We start from the raw sequence: 17182 nt of genomic DNA, 5'->3' as shown, positions 1-17182 counted from the left end.
GTTGACTGGTGGTACCGCAAGAGAGATTCAGCCATCAGTCAGGAGAGATCCCGTGCAGCACAACGGTAGTGACACCACTCGCACCGCCCTGGTCGTCATCGCGCACCACCGCTCCGATTCGCTCACCGCGCACATCGCCCGCCGCACCACCGCACAGCTGGAGGCGGACGGCTACCGCGTCGACCTGCTCGACCTGCACGCCGAGGGCTTCGACCCGCGCATGAACACCGAGGACCAGCCCGACTGGGGCAATCGCGAGAAGCCCTACTCGGCCGAGACGCAGCGGCATATGCAGCGGATTCTGGACGCCGACATCGTGGTCGCGGTGTTCCCCGTGTACTGGCAGAGCGTGCCCGCCATTCTCAAGGGCTGGATCGACCGCGTCTGGAACTACGGCTTCGCCTATGGCCGCAGCAAGCCCCGACTGGCGGGCAAGCGCATGCTGTGGCTGGGTCTCGGCGGCATCTCCGCCGAGGATCCCATGGTGGCGGATATGGAAGCCGCCCTCGACACCCAGCTCAGCGCGGGTATCGCCTACTACTGCGGCTTCTCCTTCTCCAAGGTCGGCCTGCTCCCCGACGCCGAGGAGCGCCGCCAGACCCTGGACGCCGAGGGCAACCTTCTCATCAGCGACGTCGCCGTGGGCGAGGCGCGGCGCGCGCAGTACGACGCCCTGGAGCGCCGCGCGGCGAACTACGTCGAGGAATTCCTCGCCGCCGACCGGGTGCCCGCCTGATCGGGGCACGGGCGGCCCCGGCACGGCGCTATCGCGAGGATTGCGGGCCACCCGCCGCCATCGGTTCCCGCTGGCGGCGGGATGCGGGTCAGCTGACGCCCGTCCAGGTCTCGCCGGTGATGAGCTCGTACGCCTGCTGATACTTGGCACGGGTGGCCGCGACGATATCGGCGGGGATCTCCGGGCCCGGGTACTCCTTGTTCCAGCCGGTGGAGGTGGACCAGTCGCGGACGAACTGCTTGTCGAAGGAGGGCTGGGGACGGCCGGGGGCGTACTCGTCGGCGGGCCAGAAGCGCGACGAGTCGGAGGTGAGCACCTCGTCACCGAGGGTGAGAACGTCACCGTCCCAGCCCCATTCGAGCTTGGTATCGGCGATGATCACACCCCGGGAGGCCGCGTGCTCGGCGCCGCGCGCGTACACGGCCAGGGTCAGGTCGCGCAGCCGCTCCGCGACCTGTCTGCCCTCCTGGTTCACCACATCGTCGAAGGTGATGAACTCGTCGTGGCCCTCGTCCGCCTTGGTGGTCGGGGTGAAGATGGGCTCGGGCAGCTTGTCGCCCTCCACCAGCCCGGGCGGCAGCGCCACCCCCGACACCGATCCGGTGCGCCGGTATTCGGCCAGCCCGGAGCCGGTCAGATACCCCCGGGCAATGCACTCCACCTTCACCATGCTCAGCTTCTTGGCCCGCACCGCGCGGCCCGCGAACTCGGCGGGCACATCGGTGGTGGAGATCAGGTGGTTGGGCACATCGGCGAAGAACCGGAACCACCAGTTCGACAGCTGGGTCAGCAGCGCGCCCTTCTCCGGAATCGGAGTGGGCAGCACCACGTCGTACACCGACACCCGGTCGGAGGCGACCAGGATCAGCTCATCGCCGTCCTCGTACAGGTCGCGCACCTTACCGGCGTGGATGTGCTTCACTGACTCCTCCTCGTGCTGGGGTCGCCGGGACATCCGAATGTCCACGTGGGCCGACCGACACCCTACCGAGGTGGCATTCTGGGCATCGGCACAGTCCTGGCGAACGACGAAGGAGTCCCCTTGTCCGCACCGAATCTCACCCGGGAACAGGCGATCGAACGCGCCGCGACCATCCGGGTGCAGAACTACCGCGTCGAACTCGACCTGACCGGGCAGCCGACGAGTACCGACGCCGCCGTCGGCGAGACATTCGGCTCGCGGTCGACGGTGACATTCACCGCCACCCCGGGCGGGCGGACCTTCATCGACATCGTGGCCGCCGGGGTCCGCTCCGCCGTGCTCAACGGCACGCCCCTGGATGTGAGCGCCTACGACGAGGAGCAGGGCATCATCCTGACCGACCTCGCCGAGCGCAACGAGCTGGTGGTGGAGGCCGACTGCGTGTACTCGCACACCGGCGAGGGCCTGCACCGCTTCGTCGACCCGACCGACGACAAGGTGTACCTGTACTCGCAGTTCGAGACCGCCGACGCCAAGCGCATGTTCGCGTGCTTCGACCAGCCCGACCTCAAGGCCACCTACGACATCACCGTCACCGCGCCGCAGGACTGGGAGGTCATCTCCAACGGCGCGGTGGTGGACACCCAGCGGACCGGCACGGTGCTGCGGCACACCTTCGCGACGACGCCGCGGATGAGCACCTACCTGGTGGCGCTCATCGCCGGGCCGTACGCCAAGTGGACCGACACCTACACCGACGCGCACGGCAGCATCCCGCTGGGCATCTACTGCCGCGCCTCGCTGGCCGAATTCATGGACGCCGAACGGCTTTTCACCGAGACCAAGCAGGGTTTCGGCTTCTATCACGCCAACTTCGGGGTGCCCTACGCCTTCGGCAAGTACGACCAGCTGTTCGTGCCGGAGTTCAATGCCGGTGCCATGGAGAACGCGGGCGCGGTCACTTTCCTCGAGGATTACGTGTTCCGCTCCAAGGTGACCCGTGCCTCCTACGAGCGGCGCTGCGAGACCGTGCTGCACGAGATGGCGCACATGTGGTTCGGCGATCTGGTCACCATGAAGTGGTGGGACGACCTGTGGCTCAACGAGTCCTTCGCCACCTTCGCCTCGGTGCTGTGCCAGTCCGACGCCACCGAGTACACCAATGCCTGGACCACCTTCGCGAATGTGGAGAAGTCCTGGGCGTACCGGCAGGACCAGCTGCCCTCCACGCACCCGATCGCCGCCGATATCCCGGACCTGGCAGCGGTGGAGGTCAACTTCGACGGCATCACCTACGCCAAGGGCGCGTCCGTGCTCAAGCAGCTGGTGGCCTATGTCGGGCGGGAGCCTTTCTTGGCGGGCCTGCGGGACTACTTCGCCGAACACGCCTACGGCAACGCCACTTTCGACGATCTGGTGGGTGCGCTGGAGAAGTCGTCCGGACGGGATCTGTCCGACTGGGGCGCGCAGTGGCTCAAGACCACCGGCCTGAACATCCTGCGACCCGAATTCCAGGTCGAGGACGGCAAGTTCAGCTCCTTCACCGTGGTGCAGGAGGGTGCGGAGCCGGGGGCGGGTGAGCGGCGCGTGCACCGCATCGCCATCGGCGTCTACGACGACCGCGACGGAAAGCTGGTGCGCACCAAGCGCGTCGAACTCGATATCGATCCGGCGGCGCGCACCGAGGTGCCGGAGCTGGTCGGCGTGGAGCGCGGTCGGCTGGTGCTGGTCAACGACGACGACCTCACCTACTGCTCGCTGCGGCTGGATCCGGAATCCCTGGCCACCGTGGTGGATCGGATCGCCGATATCGCCGAACCGCTGCCGCGCACGCTGTGCTGGTCGGCGGCCTGGGAGATGACCCGGCAGGCGGAGCTGAAGGCCCGCGACTTCGTGGCGCTGGTACAGCGCGGCATCGGCGCGGAATCGGAGATCGGGGTGGTGCAGCGGCTGCTCATGCAGGCGCACACCGCGCTGGGCAGCTATGCCGATCCCGCCTGGGCCGAGGCACACGGCTGGCAGCTGTTCGCCGACCGGCTGCTGGAGCTGGCGCGCGAGGCACAGCCGGGATCGGATCACCAGCTGGCCTTCGTCAACGCCCTCACCGGGGCGCTGCTGTCGGCGCACCACACCGAGGTGCTGCGCGAGCTGCTCGACGGCGACCCGGCCACCGTCGGCCTGCCCGGTCTGGCGGTGGACGCCGATCTGCGCTGGCGGCTCGTGCAGGCGCTGGCGGCGGCGGGTGAGATCGACGCCGAGGGCCTCGAATCCCCGGTCATCGACGCGGAATTGGAGCGCGACCCCACCGCCGCGGGCCGCCGCCAGGCCGCCGCCGCGGCCACCGCCCGCCCGCAGGCCGCGGTCAAGGCATCGGCCTGGGAGACCGTGATGGGCGACGACACCGTCCCGAACATCACCGCCCGCGCCATCGTCGGCGGCTTCTCCCCGGTCGGCCAGGCCCAGCTGCTCGCCCCGTACGTGGAGCGCTACTTCGCCGAGGTCGCCTCGGTCTGGGAGCGCCGCTCCAGCGAGGTGGCGCAGACCGTGGTCGTCGGCCTGTACCCGCACTGGGCCATCACGGACGAGGCGGTCGCGGCGGCCGACAAGTTCCTTGCCGGTGACCACCCGCCCGCCCTGCGCCGCCTGGTGCTGGAGGGCAAGGCCGGTATCGAACGCTCGCTGCGCGCCCGGGCTTTCGACGCGCGGTGAGCGCAGCCGCCTCGCGGAGGTGACATCGCACCGCGCCCTCGCCCAGCTGCCGAGCGGTCAGCTGGGCGAGGGGTAGCCAGCCTGCCGACTGCACGATCCGCAACAGCGCCAGCAGTACGCCCACGATCCGCACCCCGAAGGCGGCGGTGATGCCGACCGGCACCGCGAGCGCGTGCCCCGAAACGCTGCGCGCCACCGCGACTTCCGGATCGGCGCTGGCGAACAACAATGGGCGGTAGACGATTGCGGCTCGCGAGCAGGTCAATTCCCGCTCTGCCGCAGCCGCTCGTTCTCCCGTTCCAGTTCCTCGATCCGGGTGCGCAGCTCCCCCAGCGCCGCCGCGACGGCGTCGCGCGGGTACAGCTGGGGGATGTGCTGGCGGCAGTTCCAGTCGAAGGCTTCCACGTCGATGAGCACGGCTCGTTCCACGCGGGCCGGGTAGCCGTCCACGGTGAGGGAGGCGATGAGCTGCGGATCATCCTCCGCCTCCACCACATCCGCGCGGCCGAAGATCTTCAGGCGGGTCTGCGCGGCGTAATCCATCAGGAACAGCGAGACCCGGTCGTCGTGGTCGAGATTGCCGCGGCTGATGTACTGCTTGTTGCCGCGGAAGTCCGCGAAACCGAGGGTGTGCGCGTCGACCACCTTCAGGAAACCCGGTGGGCCGCCGCGATGTTGGATGTACGGCCAGCCGGTCTCGCTCACCGTCGCCAGGTAGAAGCTGCTGCGTTCGCCGATGAACCAGGCCTCGTCGGGTCCGATCGCGTCGGGCACCGGCGGCACCGCCGCCATGCGCTCGTAACTGCGCAGGCTGCCGTGTATGCGCTGCTGCTCGCGAACGCGCTCGGTGAACGCTATCTGGCCGTAATGCCCGGTCATCTCATCGACTTTCGTGTTCGGGAGTGGGTGCGACGCCGACCGGCCCGGACCCCGCGCGGGTCCGGGCCGGTCGATGGCCTCAGTGCTCGTGGTGGCGCACCACCGGCCAGTCGATATCGGTCTCGACGGCCTTGTTGAGGTAGTTGGTGAACACGTTGAGCGCGACATTCGCGATGGTCTCGACGATCTCACCATCGGTGAGCCCGGCGGCCCGGGCGGCCTTCACATCGGCCTCCTCCACGCCGCCGCGCGAGCGCACCACCGCGGCGGCGAAGGTCAGCACCGCCTCGGCCTTCGCGTCGGAGGAGCGACCGTGCCGATTGGCCTCGATCTCCTCGGCGGTCAGCTTGGCGATATTCGCGCCGATATAGGAGTGCGCGGAAAGGCAGTAGTCACAACCGTTCTCCTCGGCGACCAGCAGCGCGATTCGCTCCCGGGTGGGTGCGGCCAGCGCGCCGCCGCCCAGCGCACCGGAGAAGCCGAGGTATGCCTCCAACACGGCGGGGCTGTTGACCATGGCCTTGGTCATGTTCGGGGTGACGCCCAGGGCCTGCTGTACGCCCGCGAGCAGGTCGGCGGCCTTGCCGGTGGCGGACTCGGGCTGGATCAGGGGCAGACGGGACATGACGAAACCTCTTCGTGTAGAGCGCTTTCCGCGCTGTTCGCTGGGGCCTGACCGGGCTTTCTAACCGGCCATTGCCATATAGAAGGTTAGAGGTGTTTCGATCATTCCCACTTCGCGAAAAATCTTTCGAATTTCCGTTCGCCCAGCTCAGGGCCTCGCTGCTGTGAGCAGATCTGCCCACGGCAGCAGGACCGGACAGCGCGGTCGCCCCTGGGGCACGGTGGACCCATGGCACACGACGAGCACACACCGATCTTCAACTGGCACACCCGAGAACGCCTCTTCGCCAAGCGCATCCTGGTACTCGACGGCGCCCTCGACGACGACAACGGCACCCTGCTGATGACGCAGATGCTGCAACTGGCCACCGAGGACCCCGACACCGGGATCGCGCTGTGGATCCACTCGCCGGGCGGATCGGTTCCGTCCATGCTCGCCATCCGCGACGTCATGCGGCTGGTGCCGTGCGAGGTCTCCACGCTGGCGCTCGGATTGGCATGCAGCGCGGGGCAATTCCTGCTCTCCTCCGGCACCCGGGGGCGGCGCTTCGCGCTGCCGCACGCCCGCATCCTCATGCACCAGGGCTCCGCCGGTATCGGCGGCAGCGCGGTGGAGGTGGAGGTGCAGGCCGACGATCTGCGGCACACCGTGCAGACGGTGCTCGGCCTCATCGCCGAGGACACCGGGCAGCCCTACGACCAGATCTACGAGGACTCGCTGCACGACCGGTGGTTCACCGCCGCGCAGGCCCGCGACTACGGATTCATCGACGGCATCGTCGAATCATTCGGCCAGGTGCTTCCGCAACGACAGAAGGTGGGGATCTCGTGACCTCCTACACGATTCCGAATGTCATCGCGCAGCATCCGCGCGGTGAGCGGATCATGGACGTGTACTCGCATCTGCTCACCGAGCGGATCGTCTACCTGGGTACGCCCATCGACTCCGGGGTGGCCAACGCGCTCATCGCGCAGCTGCTGCACCTGGAGGCGGAGAGCCCCGGCCAGGACATCAACCTCTACATCAACTGCGAGGGCGGCGATCTCACCGCCATGCTCGCCATCTACGACACCATGCAGCACATCAGCTCACCCGTGGTGACCACCTGCGTGGGCCAGGCCATCGCGGTCGGCGCGGTGCTGCTCGCCAGCGGCGCATCCGGCCGCCGCTCCATCCTCCCGCACGCCCGGGTGGTCCTGCACCAGCCCGCCGCCCAGGGCCGGGGCACCATCCCCGACCTCATCATCCAGGCCGACGAACTGGTGCGCATGCGCGCCGAGGTGGAATCCGTCCTGTCCGAGCACACCGGGCGCTCCCCCGAGACCCTGCGCCACGACACCGACCGCGACCGCGTCTTCACACCCGCCGCGGCGGTGGAGTACGGCCTGGTCGACCAGGTGCTCGGCGGCGGGTAGTGCGGGTGCACCCCACCGAACGACCGGTCAGGCGGCGAGGAGGACGAGGTTCGGGGTGCTGGCGTGCGGGGTGGCGGAGCGGGGGAAGTCGGCGGGGCGGATCCGGGTGGCCGAGCGCACGGCCACCGCGCGGCGCAGGCGCTGCAGGTCGTCGGCGACCTGTTCGATGAGTCCGGACAGCGAGGTGCCGAGCGCACCAGCCATGGCGGCGATCATCTCGCTCGACGGCTCCTTGCGGCCGCGCTCCACCTCGGAGAGGTACTGCGGCGACACCCCGGCGCGCCCGGCCGTCTCGGCCAGCGTCGTGCCCTGCTCCTGCCGCAGCGCCCGCAGCCGCCGACCGAGCACCTCCCGCCACAGCGGCTCGCGCACCGCCCGCGGTTCCGGTGATGGTCCCGGGCTCGACGCCCCCTCGCCGTACGCACGACGCGGCCGATCATCCCGCCCTCCCGGAATCGCGTGCAGTCGCGGAAGCTCGGTCCGCGGGAACTCGGTGCTCGGCTGCTCGGTCATATTCGGAGCCTACGGCCGAACCCTCGCCGCGTGCCCCGCCTCTCTGCTGAGGGCGAACAAACCTCCCGAGCTGGGAGCGGCCGACACACCGTCGATGCGGGCGACGGATCACCACTCGAAGCCCGATCGCGCCCGCCCCCGGACACACCGCGGCGCCGGTGGAAACTAGACGCGGCCGATGGCGGCGGCCATCACCCGGATGGCGGAGACCAGGCCGTCGATGAGGTCGCCCTGACGGCAGGAGCTCAGGGCGGCGGTGGCGCCGAGCTGGCAGACGCGGTCGTTGGCCCGCTCCGCCACCTCGCGGCCGGACCGCACCTCGACGGACTTGGCATTGGGGTCGACGGCGATGAGCACCGAACGCGCGGCTTCCGGGGTGGTCGGGAACAGCGCGTCCACGCCGGCGGCGGCATCGGGGCCGAGATCACCGATGTAGACGTTGAACCGCACCTTGGTGGCACGGGTGGCGTCGGTGAGGGCATTGTCCATGAGCAGCCGCTCGTGGTCGCTGAACGGCACCTCGTTGAAGACGTCGCCGGCCTCGTGCACGCCGGATACCCGTCCGCTGCTGGTGATGGCGTAGCCGTGCGGGAGATCGGCCTCGTTCACCGCGGGCCAATTAGAACTTGCCACTTGCCCGGCCTCCGATCAGGTCCGCGTCGGCGGATTCGATTGCAGCATGATTGCCATGCGACTCGGCAGTATCGTGGTGACCCGCTCCGGTCACCTCGTCGGTCGCGCTCCACAGCACCGGGCCCTGGGTCCAGGTGTCACCGAGCTCGAAATGCTCCGGCTTCTTACCGGGGAGCGGCTTGCCGAGAAACGACAAACCAGCGATCACCAGATAGATCGCCAACGGGATGCCGACAAAGATCAGCACTGTCTGGAGAATGCTCACGGCTCAACGGTAGACGATGCTTCCGAGGCTGCCGACGAGCGGTGAGCGTGTTCACCTACGTGTCGTCGTAGAACGGCTTACACCAGCCACGCGGTCGAATTTGCTGGAAGTTTCCTGGCGGAAATCGGCGCGCTCGCCAACAACACCTCACCGGCGGGCAGCGTGATCGGGGCGTCCGTGCCGTTGAGCACGCACACCAGCCCCCCGTCCCGCCGGAAGGCCAGACATCCGGGCGGCGCGCCGTACCACTCGATTCCCATACCGGCGAACTCCGGCCGACCGGCCCGCAATTCGATGGCCATCCGGTACAGCGACAGCATGGAGTCGAGCCGCTCCAACTGGTTCTCCACCGTCAGCCCGGTCCAACTCGCGGGCATGGGCAGCCAGGGCCGCCCGGTACTGAAGCCGAAGTTCGGCGGCGCGCCCTCCCACGGCAGCGGTACCCGGCACCCGTCGCGTCCCCGCACGGTGCGCCCGGACCGCTCCCACGCCGGATCCTGCAACGCCTCATCCGGCAGATCGTCCACATTCGGCAGTCCCAGCTCGGACCCGTTGTAGACGAACACCGAACCCGGCAGCGCCAATTCGAGCATCATCATGGCCCGCGCCCGCGCCTGTCCGAGCCCGCCGCCGCCGTAGCGGGTCACCTCGCGCTCGATATCGTGATTGGACAGCGTCCAGGTGGGCGTGGCACCGACCGCCGCCACGGCGGCCAGCGAATTGTCCACGGCCGCATGGATCTTCGCCACGTCGAAGGGTGCCTCCGCCAAGCGGAAGTTGAAGGCCAGATGTAGCTCGTCCGGGCGTACGTATTCCCCGAAACGGGTGTTGTCGTCCACCCAGACCTCACCGATGGCCACCGCGTCCGGGTACTCGTCCATCACCTTGCGCAGGCGACGGTGGATCTCGTGTACGCCCGGATTGTTGAAGCGCGGATCACTGTCGTCGTGCACCAGCATGCGGGTGTCGACATGCGCCATATCGGGCAAACCCTCCGGTTTGGCCATGCCGTGGGCGACATCGATGCGGAACCCGTCCACGCCGCGGTCCAGCCAGAACCGCATGGTCCGCTCGAAGTCGGCGGCGACCTCCTCGTTCTCCCAGTTCAGATCCGGCTGTTCGGGCGCGAAGATGTGCAGGTACCACTGGCCCGGCCGACCATTGGGTTCGGTGATCCGCGTCCAGGCCGGACCGCCGAAGACGCTCGGCCAATTATTCGGCGGCACAGCGCCGTCCGGGCCGCGGCCGTCACGAAAGAGGTATCGGGCGCGCTCGGGACTGCCCGGCCCCGCCGCCACCGCGGCCTGGAACCACGGATGCCGGTTACTGGTGTGATTGGGCACCAGGTCCATGGTGACGCGGATCTGCCGGAAGTGCGCCTCGTGGATCACCGCGTCCAGCGCGTCCAGTCCGCCGAAGAGCGGGTCGATATCGCGCGGATCGGAGACGTCATACCCCCCGTCGGCCATGGGCGAGCGCATGACCGGGCAGATCCACAGCGCATCGACGCCGAGGAGCTCCAGATACCCGAGCTTCTCCCGCAATCCACCCAGATCGCCCACGCCGTCACCGTTGGAATCCGCGAAGGAACGCGGATACACCTGGTAGAACACCGCCGAGCGCCACCACGGGTCGACCGAGGCGTCTCCGGGACCCGACACCGCCGAAATGTCTGTCACAGCCCGTAGTGTGCCAAAGCAGACCGACTCGCGCTGGCGTGTCGCCCACACTTGACGAGATTCAGCAAATGATCAGTTGACAGCGCAACCCACCGGAAAGGCTCAGGGCTCCAAGGGCTTAAGCGCCGAGTAATTCAGAACGGCGAGTTCATGAGCGAATTCGCGGCCATCTCGAAGTAGTCGAGCAGCTGTTTGCGGTGCTGATCATCGAGCACCTCCGGCTCGATCTCGGCCACCGCGATTCGCATGGCCCGCAGCCAGGCGTCCCGCTCCAGCGGGCCCACCTTGAACGGCATGTGCCGCATGCGCAGCCGGGGGTGCCCACGCTCGTCGGAGTAGGTCCGCGGCCCGCCCCAGTACTGCTCGAGGAACATGCGCAGCCGCCGCTCGGCCGGCCCCAGATCCTCCTCCGGATACAGCGGACGCAGCACCTCGTCCGCGGCCACCTCCCGGTAGAACGCGGCGACGAGCCGGTGGAACGTCTCGGCCCCACCGACCGCCTGGTAGAAGGACGTCGCAGTCTGCTCACCCGAACTCACGCCGTCCATTCTGCCTGTCGAGCGCGCGCCGGGGATTCCGGGGAGGTGGGGAACCGGATTATCACGGCCTGTTCACCTGAATGTGCCCGACAATGTGCGAAATCACCGTGCATTCCACGTCCGGGCATGGTCAACTTGGGGGCAGTCTGCCGAGTTACCACATACTCCAGCGAATACGAATTCGGGGTTGCACACATGAAGCAGCGGCACGGCGCGCGGCACGAGGCGCGCACACACCGACAACTCCAGCCCGCCGACGTCCACAATCGTGGGTCGGGGGCTCCCTCGCTGCATGTTCTGTCCGATCATTCGTATCCGGGTGCGCGTCACGATCACGCGCATCGCTCCGCCGATTCCCCTCCGCAGGTCCCGAGCTGGGCCAAACGTCGCGTCCTACTGCTGAACGCGACCTACGAGCCGCTCACCGCCCTCTCCGCGCGCCGCGCCATCGTGCTGCTGATCTGCGACAAGGCCGATGCGGTCCACGACAATCCCGAAGGTCCGGTCGTGCACTCCGCGGGCGCCGCGGTCGCCCTCCCCTCCGTCATCCGACTACGCAACTATGTGCGCGTCCCCTATCGCGCCCGGGTGCCGATGACCCGGGCGGCGCTCATGCACCGCGACCGCTATCGCTGCGCGTACTGCGGCGGCAAGGCCGAGACCATCGACCATGTGATCCCGCGCAGCCGTGGCGGCGCGCATTCCTGGGAGAACTGCGTCGCCTCCTGCGCCCCCTGCAACCACCGCAAGGCCGATAAGCTGCTCAGCGAACTGGGCTGGACACTGCGTCACCCGATGGTCGCGCCCAAGGGCCCGCACTGGCGGCTGCTCTCGGCCTCCTCGGAGTTGGACCCGGTGTGGTTGCAGTATCTCGGCGAGGACGTGGCCTAGCCGATCCCGCCGTCGCGGCCGTCAGCTGAATTCGCTGATGAGCAGACCCCAGGTCCCGGACTCGAGCGCCTCGAAGATATGCGGCAGGTCGCCCGGGTAGCAGATGTAGTCGCCGGGATGCAGTTCCACGGGCGCGTCCACGTGCCCGACCTTGGCGCGGCCCGCGCACAGCACCACATGCTCGACGACGCCGCGAGTATGCGGATCGGATTCGCGCGGATGCCCCGGCTCCACGGTGAGGCGGTAGATGTCCCGGCGGGCATTGGGCGGGGCGGCCGACAGCAGGGCGATGCGGTAGTCGGCCTGCGCCGAGGCCAGCGCCTGCCCCTCCCCGGCGCGAATCACCTGGACCTGCGGGCGGGGCGGATCGAGCAGCTGGGAGAATGGCACATCGAGGGCGACACACAACGCCCACAGGGTTTCGATGCTCGGATTGCCGGAGCCCGATTCCAGTTGCGACAGTGTGGATTTGGCGATACCCGCCCGTTTGGCCACCTCGCTGAGCGACAACCCGGCACGGGTGCGCTCGCGGCGCAGGGCGGCGGCGATCGCCTGCTGCGGTGAAGCGGCGGGAGTGGGGCTGTCGTGCTGGCTCATATCGGGTTCACAGCGTACCGGGTGATGTTCGTCCACCGCTTTGACGAATCGGCTCGATGCGTTCACTATAGACAACATGCGTTCGATATGGCGAACACTGGATCGGGGTGTGCTCACCGGTATCGCGGCGATCTGCCTGGCGATCGCCATGATCGGCGTGTCCTACGGGGCGACCGCCGTCACCTCCGGGCTGCCCGCCTGGCTGCCGATGCTGCTCAGCATCGCGGTCGTGGCCGGCGGTGCCGAATTCGTCTTCATCGGCATCATCACCGCGGGCGGCAGCCTCATCGCGGCCGTGCTCGCGGGGCTGCTCGTCAATGCGCGCCATCTGCCCTACGGCCTGTCCGTCCCCGATGTGGTGGGGTCGGGCTGGCGTCGCCTGGTCGGCACCCACGTCATGAACGACGAGTCGGTGGCGCTGGCACTGGCCCAGCCCGATCGCGACCGCCGCCGCGCCGCCTACTGGCTGTGCGGCCTGGGGGTGCTGATCGCGTGGCCGCTCGGGGCGGCCGTCGGCGCGGTCCTCGGATCGGTGGTACCCGACCCCAATGCCTTCGGCCTGGACGCGGTCTTCCCCGCCGTCCTGATCTCACTGGTGCTGCCCGCGTTCAACGATACGCTCACCCGCACCGCCGCTCTGATCGGCGCGGGCGTGGCCGCGGTGACCACCCCGTTCCTGGGTGCGGGCCTGCCCATTCTGCTGGCACTGCTGGCCGTGGTGCTGGTGGCCCGCCGCGCGGGTGACGAGCCGTCGCCGGAGACCGGCCCCGAGGGCGCGCCGTCATGACCAAGGCGCTCCTCTTCGGCACCCTGGCGCTGGCCGTGGGCACGTACGCCTTCCGCTTCGCGGGCCCGGTCCTGCGCCGCCGGGTCAATGTCTCCCCGCGCGTGATCCGCCTGCTGGAGATCGCCTCGGTCGTCCTGCTCACCGCCCTGGCCGTCACCACGCTCATCCCCTCGAGCGGCAGCGCCCACGCCGGGATCGCCCTGCCCGCAGGCGTTCTCGTCGCCATCGTGCTCGCCTGGCGACGCGCGCCGCTGCTGGTGGTCATCCTGTCCGCGGCCGTCACCACGGCAGTACTGCGCCTGCTCGGCGTCTCCTGAGCGCAGCGGGGCCGACCGCCGCGACTCGACCGAGAGTGCCTGAGCCGCGCACCCGGCCGCCCCGCCGTTCCGGCGATTCGCGCCGCCGCTGGCTGCGCCCACCGCGGGAACAGTCGCGCGATCTCCCCGCCTACTGCGGGAACAGTGGCATGCCGGGGCCGCGGCGGCGGGCGACGGAACCGTAGCGGGCGTCGAGGCGCAGCCAGGTGCGGGCGGCGCGGACCCGGACGATCTCGTCCACGGAGATGCGGCGGGAGTCGGCCTTCTCGCCGCCGTGCGGAATGAAGTCCATGGCGGTGAGGGCGAAGACCACCCGCATGGGGACCTCGACCTGTTCGCCGCCGCCGGAGACGGTGAGCACGGTCTGGTCCAGCAGGGAGGCGGGCGGGCCGTGGGCGCTGCCATGCTCCTGGGCCACCTCGGCACCACGCTCGGCCAACTCGACCAGCATGCGCGCGGGCACATCGTCCACATGTACGAACCCGGCGGCGGGCGGCAACGCCGACCGCCAGGCGGAGTCCATGGAGTAGCCGAGGTCGATGGGCTTGCCGGAGTCGGGCCCATGCAGGCCCGACAGCACCGTGTCACCACCCACGGTGATGTCTTCGACGCTCAGCGACCCGACCACCGTCCGGACCGCCAAGGTTTCGAAACCGGTGGCGGCCCAGGCGGATACGTAGTTCACGCCCCGGCGGCGCAGCCGGATCACCACCGCCGGGTCCAGCCGAACCGCATGGTTGACGAAGGTGGCCAGGTTCTCCCGCTCGGCCGGATCCGGAATATGAAGTGTCGCTTGACCTGCCACGGTTCAGCTCGAAATCATTCGGCCCGCGATCACTCCGCCAGCCACTGCGCGAGATAGTCGCGTTCGTCGTCGGTGAGGCGGCGTAGTCGCTGGGTGTCGATGTCGAAGGCCGCGAGTTGCGTGGACGCGACCACCGCCGGACGCGCGTCCGGGGCGACCCCGGCCGCGCGCACCTCGTAGGCGACGGTGAAGTCCACCGCGCGCAGCTGCGACACCCACATGGAGACGTCCAGCGGCGAATCCTCGTGCCGCAGTTGACCTTTGTACTGCACCCGGAGATCGGCGAGCACACAGCCGCGCCCCAGACGAGCGGTCGGCCGGTCATCGGTGAACAGCCAGGGGATCCGCGCCTCCTCCAGCAGGGTCACCATGCGGGCATGGTTGATGTGCTGGAACACATCCATATCGGACCAGCGGACCTCGACCTTGGTGTGGAAGCGGGGCGGCTGCGCGAGCGCCACCCTCCCCGCTCCGTTCAGCGAACCGACACTCGTCAACGCGGTACCTCCGATTGCGCACCCACCCCGCTCACCATGCTGCGCACCTGCCGCGCCGCAACCGACAGCGTGGCGAGGTCGTGGGTTCCGGACTCGAACAGCTCCGACAGCGCCGCACGCGCGCGACCCAGTCGAGACTGGTTTTTCGACTCCCAGTATGCAATCTTCTCCTCGGCTGTCTCCTCGGGGTCTCCGGCGGAGAGCACATCCAGGGTGAGCGACCGCAGTGAACCGTACATGTCGTCGCGCAGCGCCAACCGGGCCAGCGCATGCCAGCGATCACCGCGTTCCAGGTGACTGACCGCCTGCAACAGCCAGTCGATCTTGAGGTGATCGTTGAGCGCGTAGTACAGCGCGCCCACCTCGTCACCGCCCCGGTCGGTGATGTCGGCGATATCGATCACATCCAGCAGCGGAAACAGGTTGAGCAGCCCCAGCACCTCACTGGCCAGGTCGGCCGGAGCGCCGCGCCCGATCAGCACCTGCGACTGCGCCATGAGCGAGTCGATGTGATGGCCGCGCAACCAGCCGGGCACCTTCGGCGAGAGCGACCGCACCGACGCGGCGTAGCGGTGGATCTCCGCGCCCACGGCGATCGGCTGCGGCCGATTGTTCAGCAGCCAGCGGGAGGCGCGATCGAGGGTGCGCTTGGTCTCCAGCTCCAACGCGTCCTTGACCGAGGTCGGAATGCTCGCCGCCCGGATACGCGCCCAGACCGCGTGCAGATCGAAGATCTGGGTGGCGGCGGTGAAGGCCCGCACCGCGTCGGAGGCCGTCGCCCCGATCTCCTCGTTCAAACGGAACGCGTACGTGATGCCGCCCAGATCGACCACCTCGTTCACCAACATGGTGGTGGTGATCTCCCGACGCAGCCGATGCCGCTTGATGGCCGGGCCGAACCGCTCCCGCAACGGTGTCGGGAAGTAGTCGGGCAGCCGCGCGGCGAAGTAGGCGGTATCGGGCAGATCGCTGCCGAGCAGGTCGGTCTTGAGCGAAAGCTTCACGTGCGCCATGAGATTCGACAGCTCGGGCGAAGTGAGGCCGGTCCCCTCCTCCAGCCGCCGCTTGATCTCGACGTCCGACGGGAGCGCCTCCAGCTCGCGGTCCAGCCCGCGCCGCTCCTCCAGCTCCTGGATGACGCGCACCTGCACGTTCAACATGCGCGACGCCTCCGCCCGCGACATGCCCATCAGATAGTTCTGCGAGACGTTGTCACGTAGTACCAGCGCCGCGACCTCGTCGGTCATGGAGGCCAGCAGCGGGTTGCGCTCGGATTCGGCGAGTTCGCCGCTGCTCACCACGCCGTCGAGCAGGACCTTGATATTGACCTCGTGGTCGGAGCAGTCCACACCCGCGGAATTGTCGAGCGCGTCGGTGTTCATCTTGCCGCCGTTGCGGCAGAACTCGATGCGCCCGTGCGCGGTCACGCCGAGGTTGCCGCCCTCGCCGATCACCCGCACCCGCAGCTCGTTGCCGTTCACCCGCACCGCGTCGTTGGACTTGTCGCCGACCTCGGCATTGGATTCGGTGCTGGCCTTGATGTAGGTGCCGATGCCGCCGTTCCACAGCAGTTGCACCGGGGCCTTCAGGATCGCGCGCATGAGTTCCGGCGGCGACAGGGCCGTCACGCCCTCGTCCAAGCCCAGGGCCTGGCGGGCCTGTTCGCTGATCGGAACCGATTTGACGGTGCGGTCCCACACCCCGCCGCCCGCGCTGATGAGGGAGCGGTCGTAATCCGCCCAGGACGAGCGCGGCAGTGCGAACATGCGCTGGCGCTCGGCATAGGAGGTGGCCGCGTCGGGGTCGGGGTCCAGGAAGATGTGCCGGTGATCGAAGGCGGCCACCAACCGGATGTGCTCGGACAGCAGCATGCCGTTGCCGAAGACGTCACCGCTCATATCGCCGATGCCGACCACGGTGAAGTCCTGGGTCTGGGTGTCGATATCCATCTCGGCGAAATGCCGTTTGACGCTCTCCCACGCACCCTTGGCGGTGATGCCCATGGCCTTGTGGTCGTAGCCCGCGCTGCCGCCGGAGGCGAAGGCGTCGCCGAGCCAGAAACCGTACTGCCGGGCAACGTCATTGGCGATATCGGAGAAGGTCGCCGTGCCCTTGTCGGCCGCCACCACCAGGTAGGTGTCGTCACCGTCGCGGCGCACCACCCGCGCGGGCGGAATCACCTCGCCGCTGGCGCGGTCCACATTGTCGGTGACGTCGAGCAGACCGGAGATGAAGGTGCGGTAGCAGGCCACGCCCTCGGCCTGCAGCGCCTGCCGGTCCACCACCGGGTCCGTGGTTGCGGCCGGGGGCTGCTTCACCACGAAACCGCCCTTGGCGCCGACCGGCACGATCACCGCGTTCTTCACCGCCTGC

General features: G+C 68.7%; 19 protein-coding genes. 7 read left to right on the top strand and 12 right to left on the bottom strand.

All coding sequences use genetic code 11. From position 1 onward, the window contains the following. Positions 1-52 precede the first annotated feature (52 nt). Entirely contained in the window at positions 53-736 is a 684-nt protein-coding gene (locus tag ON31_RS08265; RefSeq protein WP_039811148.1) for an NAD(P)H oxidoreductase, read from the top strand. An 88-nt stretch (positions 737-824) separates the two neighbouring features. On the opposite strand, the gene ON31_RS08260 is transcribed toward ON31_RS08265, so the two are convergent. After that, positions 825-1691, bottom strand: a complete 867-nt coding sequence (locus ON31_RS08260) for a phosphoribosylaminoimidazolesuccinocarboxamide synthase (protein WP_081592297.1) — start codon at positions 1689-1691, stop codon at positions 825-827. An 87-nt stretch (positions 1692-1778) separates the two neighbouring features. Between ON31_RS08260 and pepN the strand changes: the two genes are divergently transcribed. After that, positions 1779-4367 (top strand): aminopeptidase N, encoded by a 2589-nt coding sequence (gene pepN / locus ON31_RS08255; RefSeq protein ID WP_039811143.1) that lies wholly within the window; start codon positions 1779-1781, stop codon positions 4365-4367. A gap of 261 nt (positions 4368-4628) precedes the next feature. Here the strand turns inward: pepN and ON31_RS08250 are convergent, their stop codons facing one another. Together ON31_RS08250 and ON31_RS08245 are read right to left on the bottom strand one after the other, a co-directional pair. Then, the gene (locus ON31_RS08250) at positions 4629-5246 is read right to left on the bottom strand and encodes a pyridoxamine 5'-phosphate oxidase family protein (protein ID WP_039811140.1); all 618 of its coding nucleotides are present in this window, start codon (positions 5244-5246) and stop codon (positions 4629-4631) included. 79 nt (positions 5247-5325) lie between these two features. Beyond that, a complete protein-coding gene (locus tag ON31_RS08245; protein WP_039811137.1) occupies positions 5326-5871 on the bottom strand; it encodes a carboxymuconolactone decarboxylase family protein in 546 nt (181 codons plus the stop codon). A gap of 228 nt (positions 5872-6099) precedes the next feature. Between ON31_RS08245 and ON31_RS08240 the strand changes: the two genes are divergently transcribed. Then, positions 6100-6702 carry a ClpP family protease gene (locus ON31_RS08240; protein ID WP_039811134.1) on the top strand — a complete coding sequence of 201 codons (603 nt, stop codon included), beginning with the start codon at positions 6100-6102 and terminating at the stop codon, positions 6700-6702. Further along, positions 6699-7286, top strand: a complete 588-nt coding sequence (locus ON31_RS08235; RefSeq protein WP_039811131.1) for a ClpP family protease — start codon at positions 6699-6701, stop codon at positions 7284-7286. The genes ON31_RS08240 and ON31_RS08235 overlap by 4 nt, the downstream gene beginning before the upstream one ends. 27 nt (positions 7287-7313) lie before the next feature. Here ON31_RS08235 and ON31_RS08230 read toward each other — a convergent pair whose 3' ends face one another. The 5 genes from ON31_RS08230 to ON31_RS08210 form a co-directional block, all read right to left on the bottom strand. Continuing rightward, complete coding sequence (locus ON31_RS08230; RefSeq protein ID WP_039811129.1) at positions 7314-7799, bottom strand: helix-turn-helix domain-containing protein; 486 nt, start codon at positions 7797-7799, stop codon at positions 7314-7316. Between the two features lie 165 nt (positions 7800-7964). Then, the gene (locus tag ON31_RS08225; protein ID WP_039811126.1) at positions 7965-8432 is read right to left on the bottom strand and encodes a DUF5130 domain-containing protein; all 468 of its coding nucleotides are present in this window, start codon (positions 8430-8432) and stop codon (positions 7965-7967) included. Further along, positions 8419-8697 carry an aa3-type cytochrome oxidase subunit CtaJ gene (gene ctaJ, locus ON31_RS08220; protein WP_029927022.1) on the bottom strand — a complete coding sequence of 93 codons (279 nt, stop codon included), beginning with the start codon at positions 8695-8697 and terminating at the stop codon, positions 8419-8421. Before ctaJ ends, ON31_RS08225 begins: the two co-directional genes overlap by 14 nt. A 77-nt stretch (positions 8698-8774) precedes the next feature. Then, positions 8775-10367, bottom strand: coding sequence for a glycoside hydrolase family 13 protein (locus ON31_RS08215; RefSeq protein WP_255222023.1), 1593 nt, complete (start codon positions 10365-10367; stop codon positions 8775-8777). A gap of 143 nt (positions 10368-10510) precedes the next feature. Continuing rightward, entirely contained in the window at positions 10511-10924 is a 414-nt protein-coding gene (locus ON31_RS08210) for a globin (protein ID WP_029927020.1), read from the bottom strand. Between the two features lie 186 nt (positions 10925-11110). On the opposite strand from ON31_RS08210, the gene ON31_RS08205 reads away from it, so the two are divergent. Continuing rightward, on the top strand, positions 11111-11806 hold the full coding sequence (locus ON31_RS08205; protein WP_172544796.1) for an HNH endonuclease: 696 nt from the start codon (positions 11111-11113) through the stop codon (positions 11804-11806). A gap of 21 nt (positions 11807-11827) precedes the next feature. On the opposite strand, the gene ON31_RS08200 is transcribed toward ON31_RS08205, so the two are convergent. Next, positions 11828-12403: a helix-turn-helix domain-containing protein gene (locus tag ON31_RS08200; RefSeq protein WP_029927018.1), complete on the bottom strand. Its 576-nt coding sequence runs from the start codon at positions 12401-12403 to the stop codon at positions 11828-11830. 76 nt (positions 12404-12479) lie between these two features. On the opposite strand from ON31_RS08200, the gene ON31_RS08195 reads away from it, so the two are divergent. Together ON31_RS08195 and ON31_RS08190 are read left to right on the top strand one after the other, a co-directional pair. Further along, on the top strand, positions 12480-13190 hold the full coding sequence (locus tag ON31_RS08195; protein ID WP_039811121.1) for an AzlC family ABC transporter permease: 711 nt from the start codon (positions 12480-12482) through the stop codon (positions 13188-13190). Further along, positions 13187-13507 (top strand): AzlD domain-containing protein, encoded by a 321-nt coding sequence (locus tag ON31_RS08190; RefSeq protein WP_029927016.1) that lies wholly within the window; start codon positions 13187-13189, stop codon positions 13505-13507. Before ON31_RS08195 ends, ON31_RS08190 begins: the two co-directional genes overlap by 4 nt. A gap of 130 nt (positions 13508-13637) precedes the next feature. Here the strand turns inward: ON31_RS08190 and ON31_RS08185 are convergent, their stop codons facing one another. From ON31_RS08185 to ON31_RS08175, 3 genes are all read right to left on the bottom strand, one after another. Continuing rightward, positions 13638-14312: a DUF8185 domain-containing protein gene (locus ON31_RS08185; protein WP_039811118.1), complete on the bottom strand. Its 675-nt coding sequence runs from the start codon at positions 14310-14312 to the stop codon at positions 13638-13640. Positions 14313-14341: 29 nt separating this feature from the next. Beyond that, positions 14342-14773 carry an acyl-CoA thioesterase gene (locus ON31_RS08180; protein ID WP_255222021.1) on the bottom strand — a complete coding sequence of 144 codons (432 nt, stop codon included), beginning with the start codon at positions 14771-14773 and terminating at the stop codon, positions 14342-14344. A 32-nt stretch (positions 14774-14805) separates the two neighbouring features. Next, positions 14806-17182 (bottom strand): NAD-glutamate dehydrogenase domain-containing protein (locus tag ON31_RS08175; protein ID WP_039811115.1); only part of this gene is annotated, 2377 nt, incomplete at its 5' end.

Origin of the sequence: Nocardia otitidiscaviarum NBRC 14405 (assembly GCF_000308635.1) — a bacterium.
In the GTDB taxonomy this organism is placed as follows: domain Bacteria; phylum Actinomycetota; class Actinomycetes; order Mycobacteriales; family Mycobacteriaceae; genus Nocardia; species Nocardia otitidiscaviarum.
Note: the sequence above shows the minus strand (reverse complement) of the source record. Positions and strands in the feature narration are given on the sequence as shown.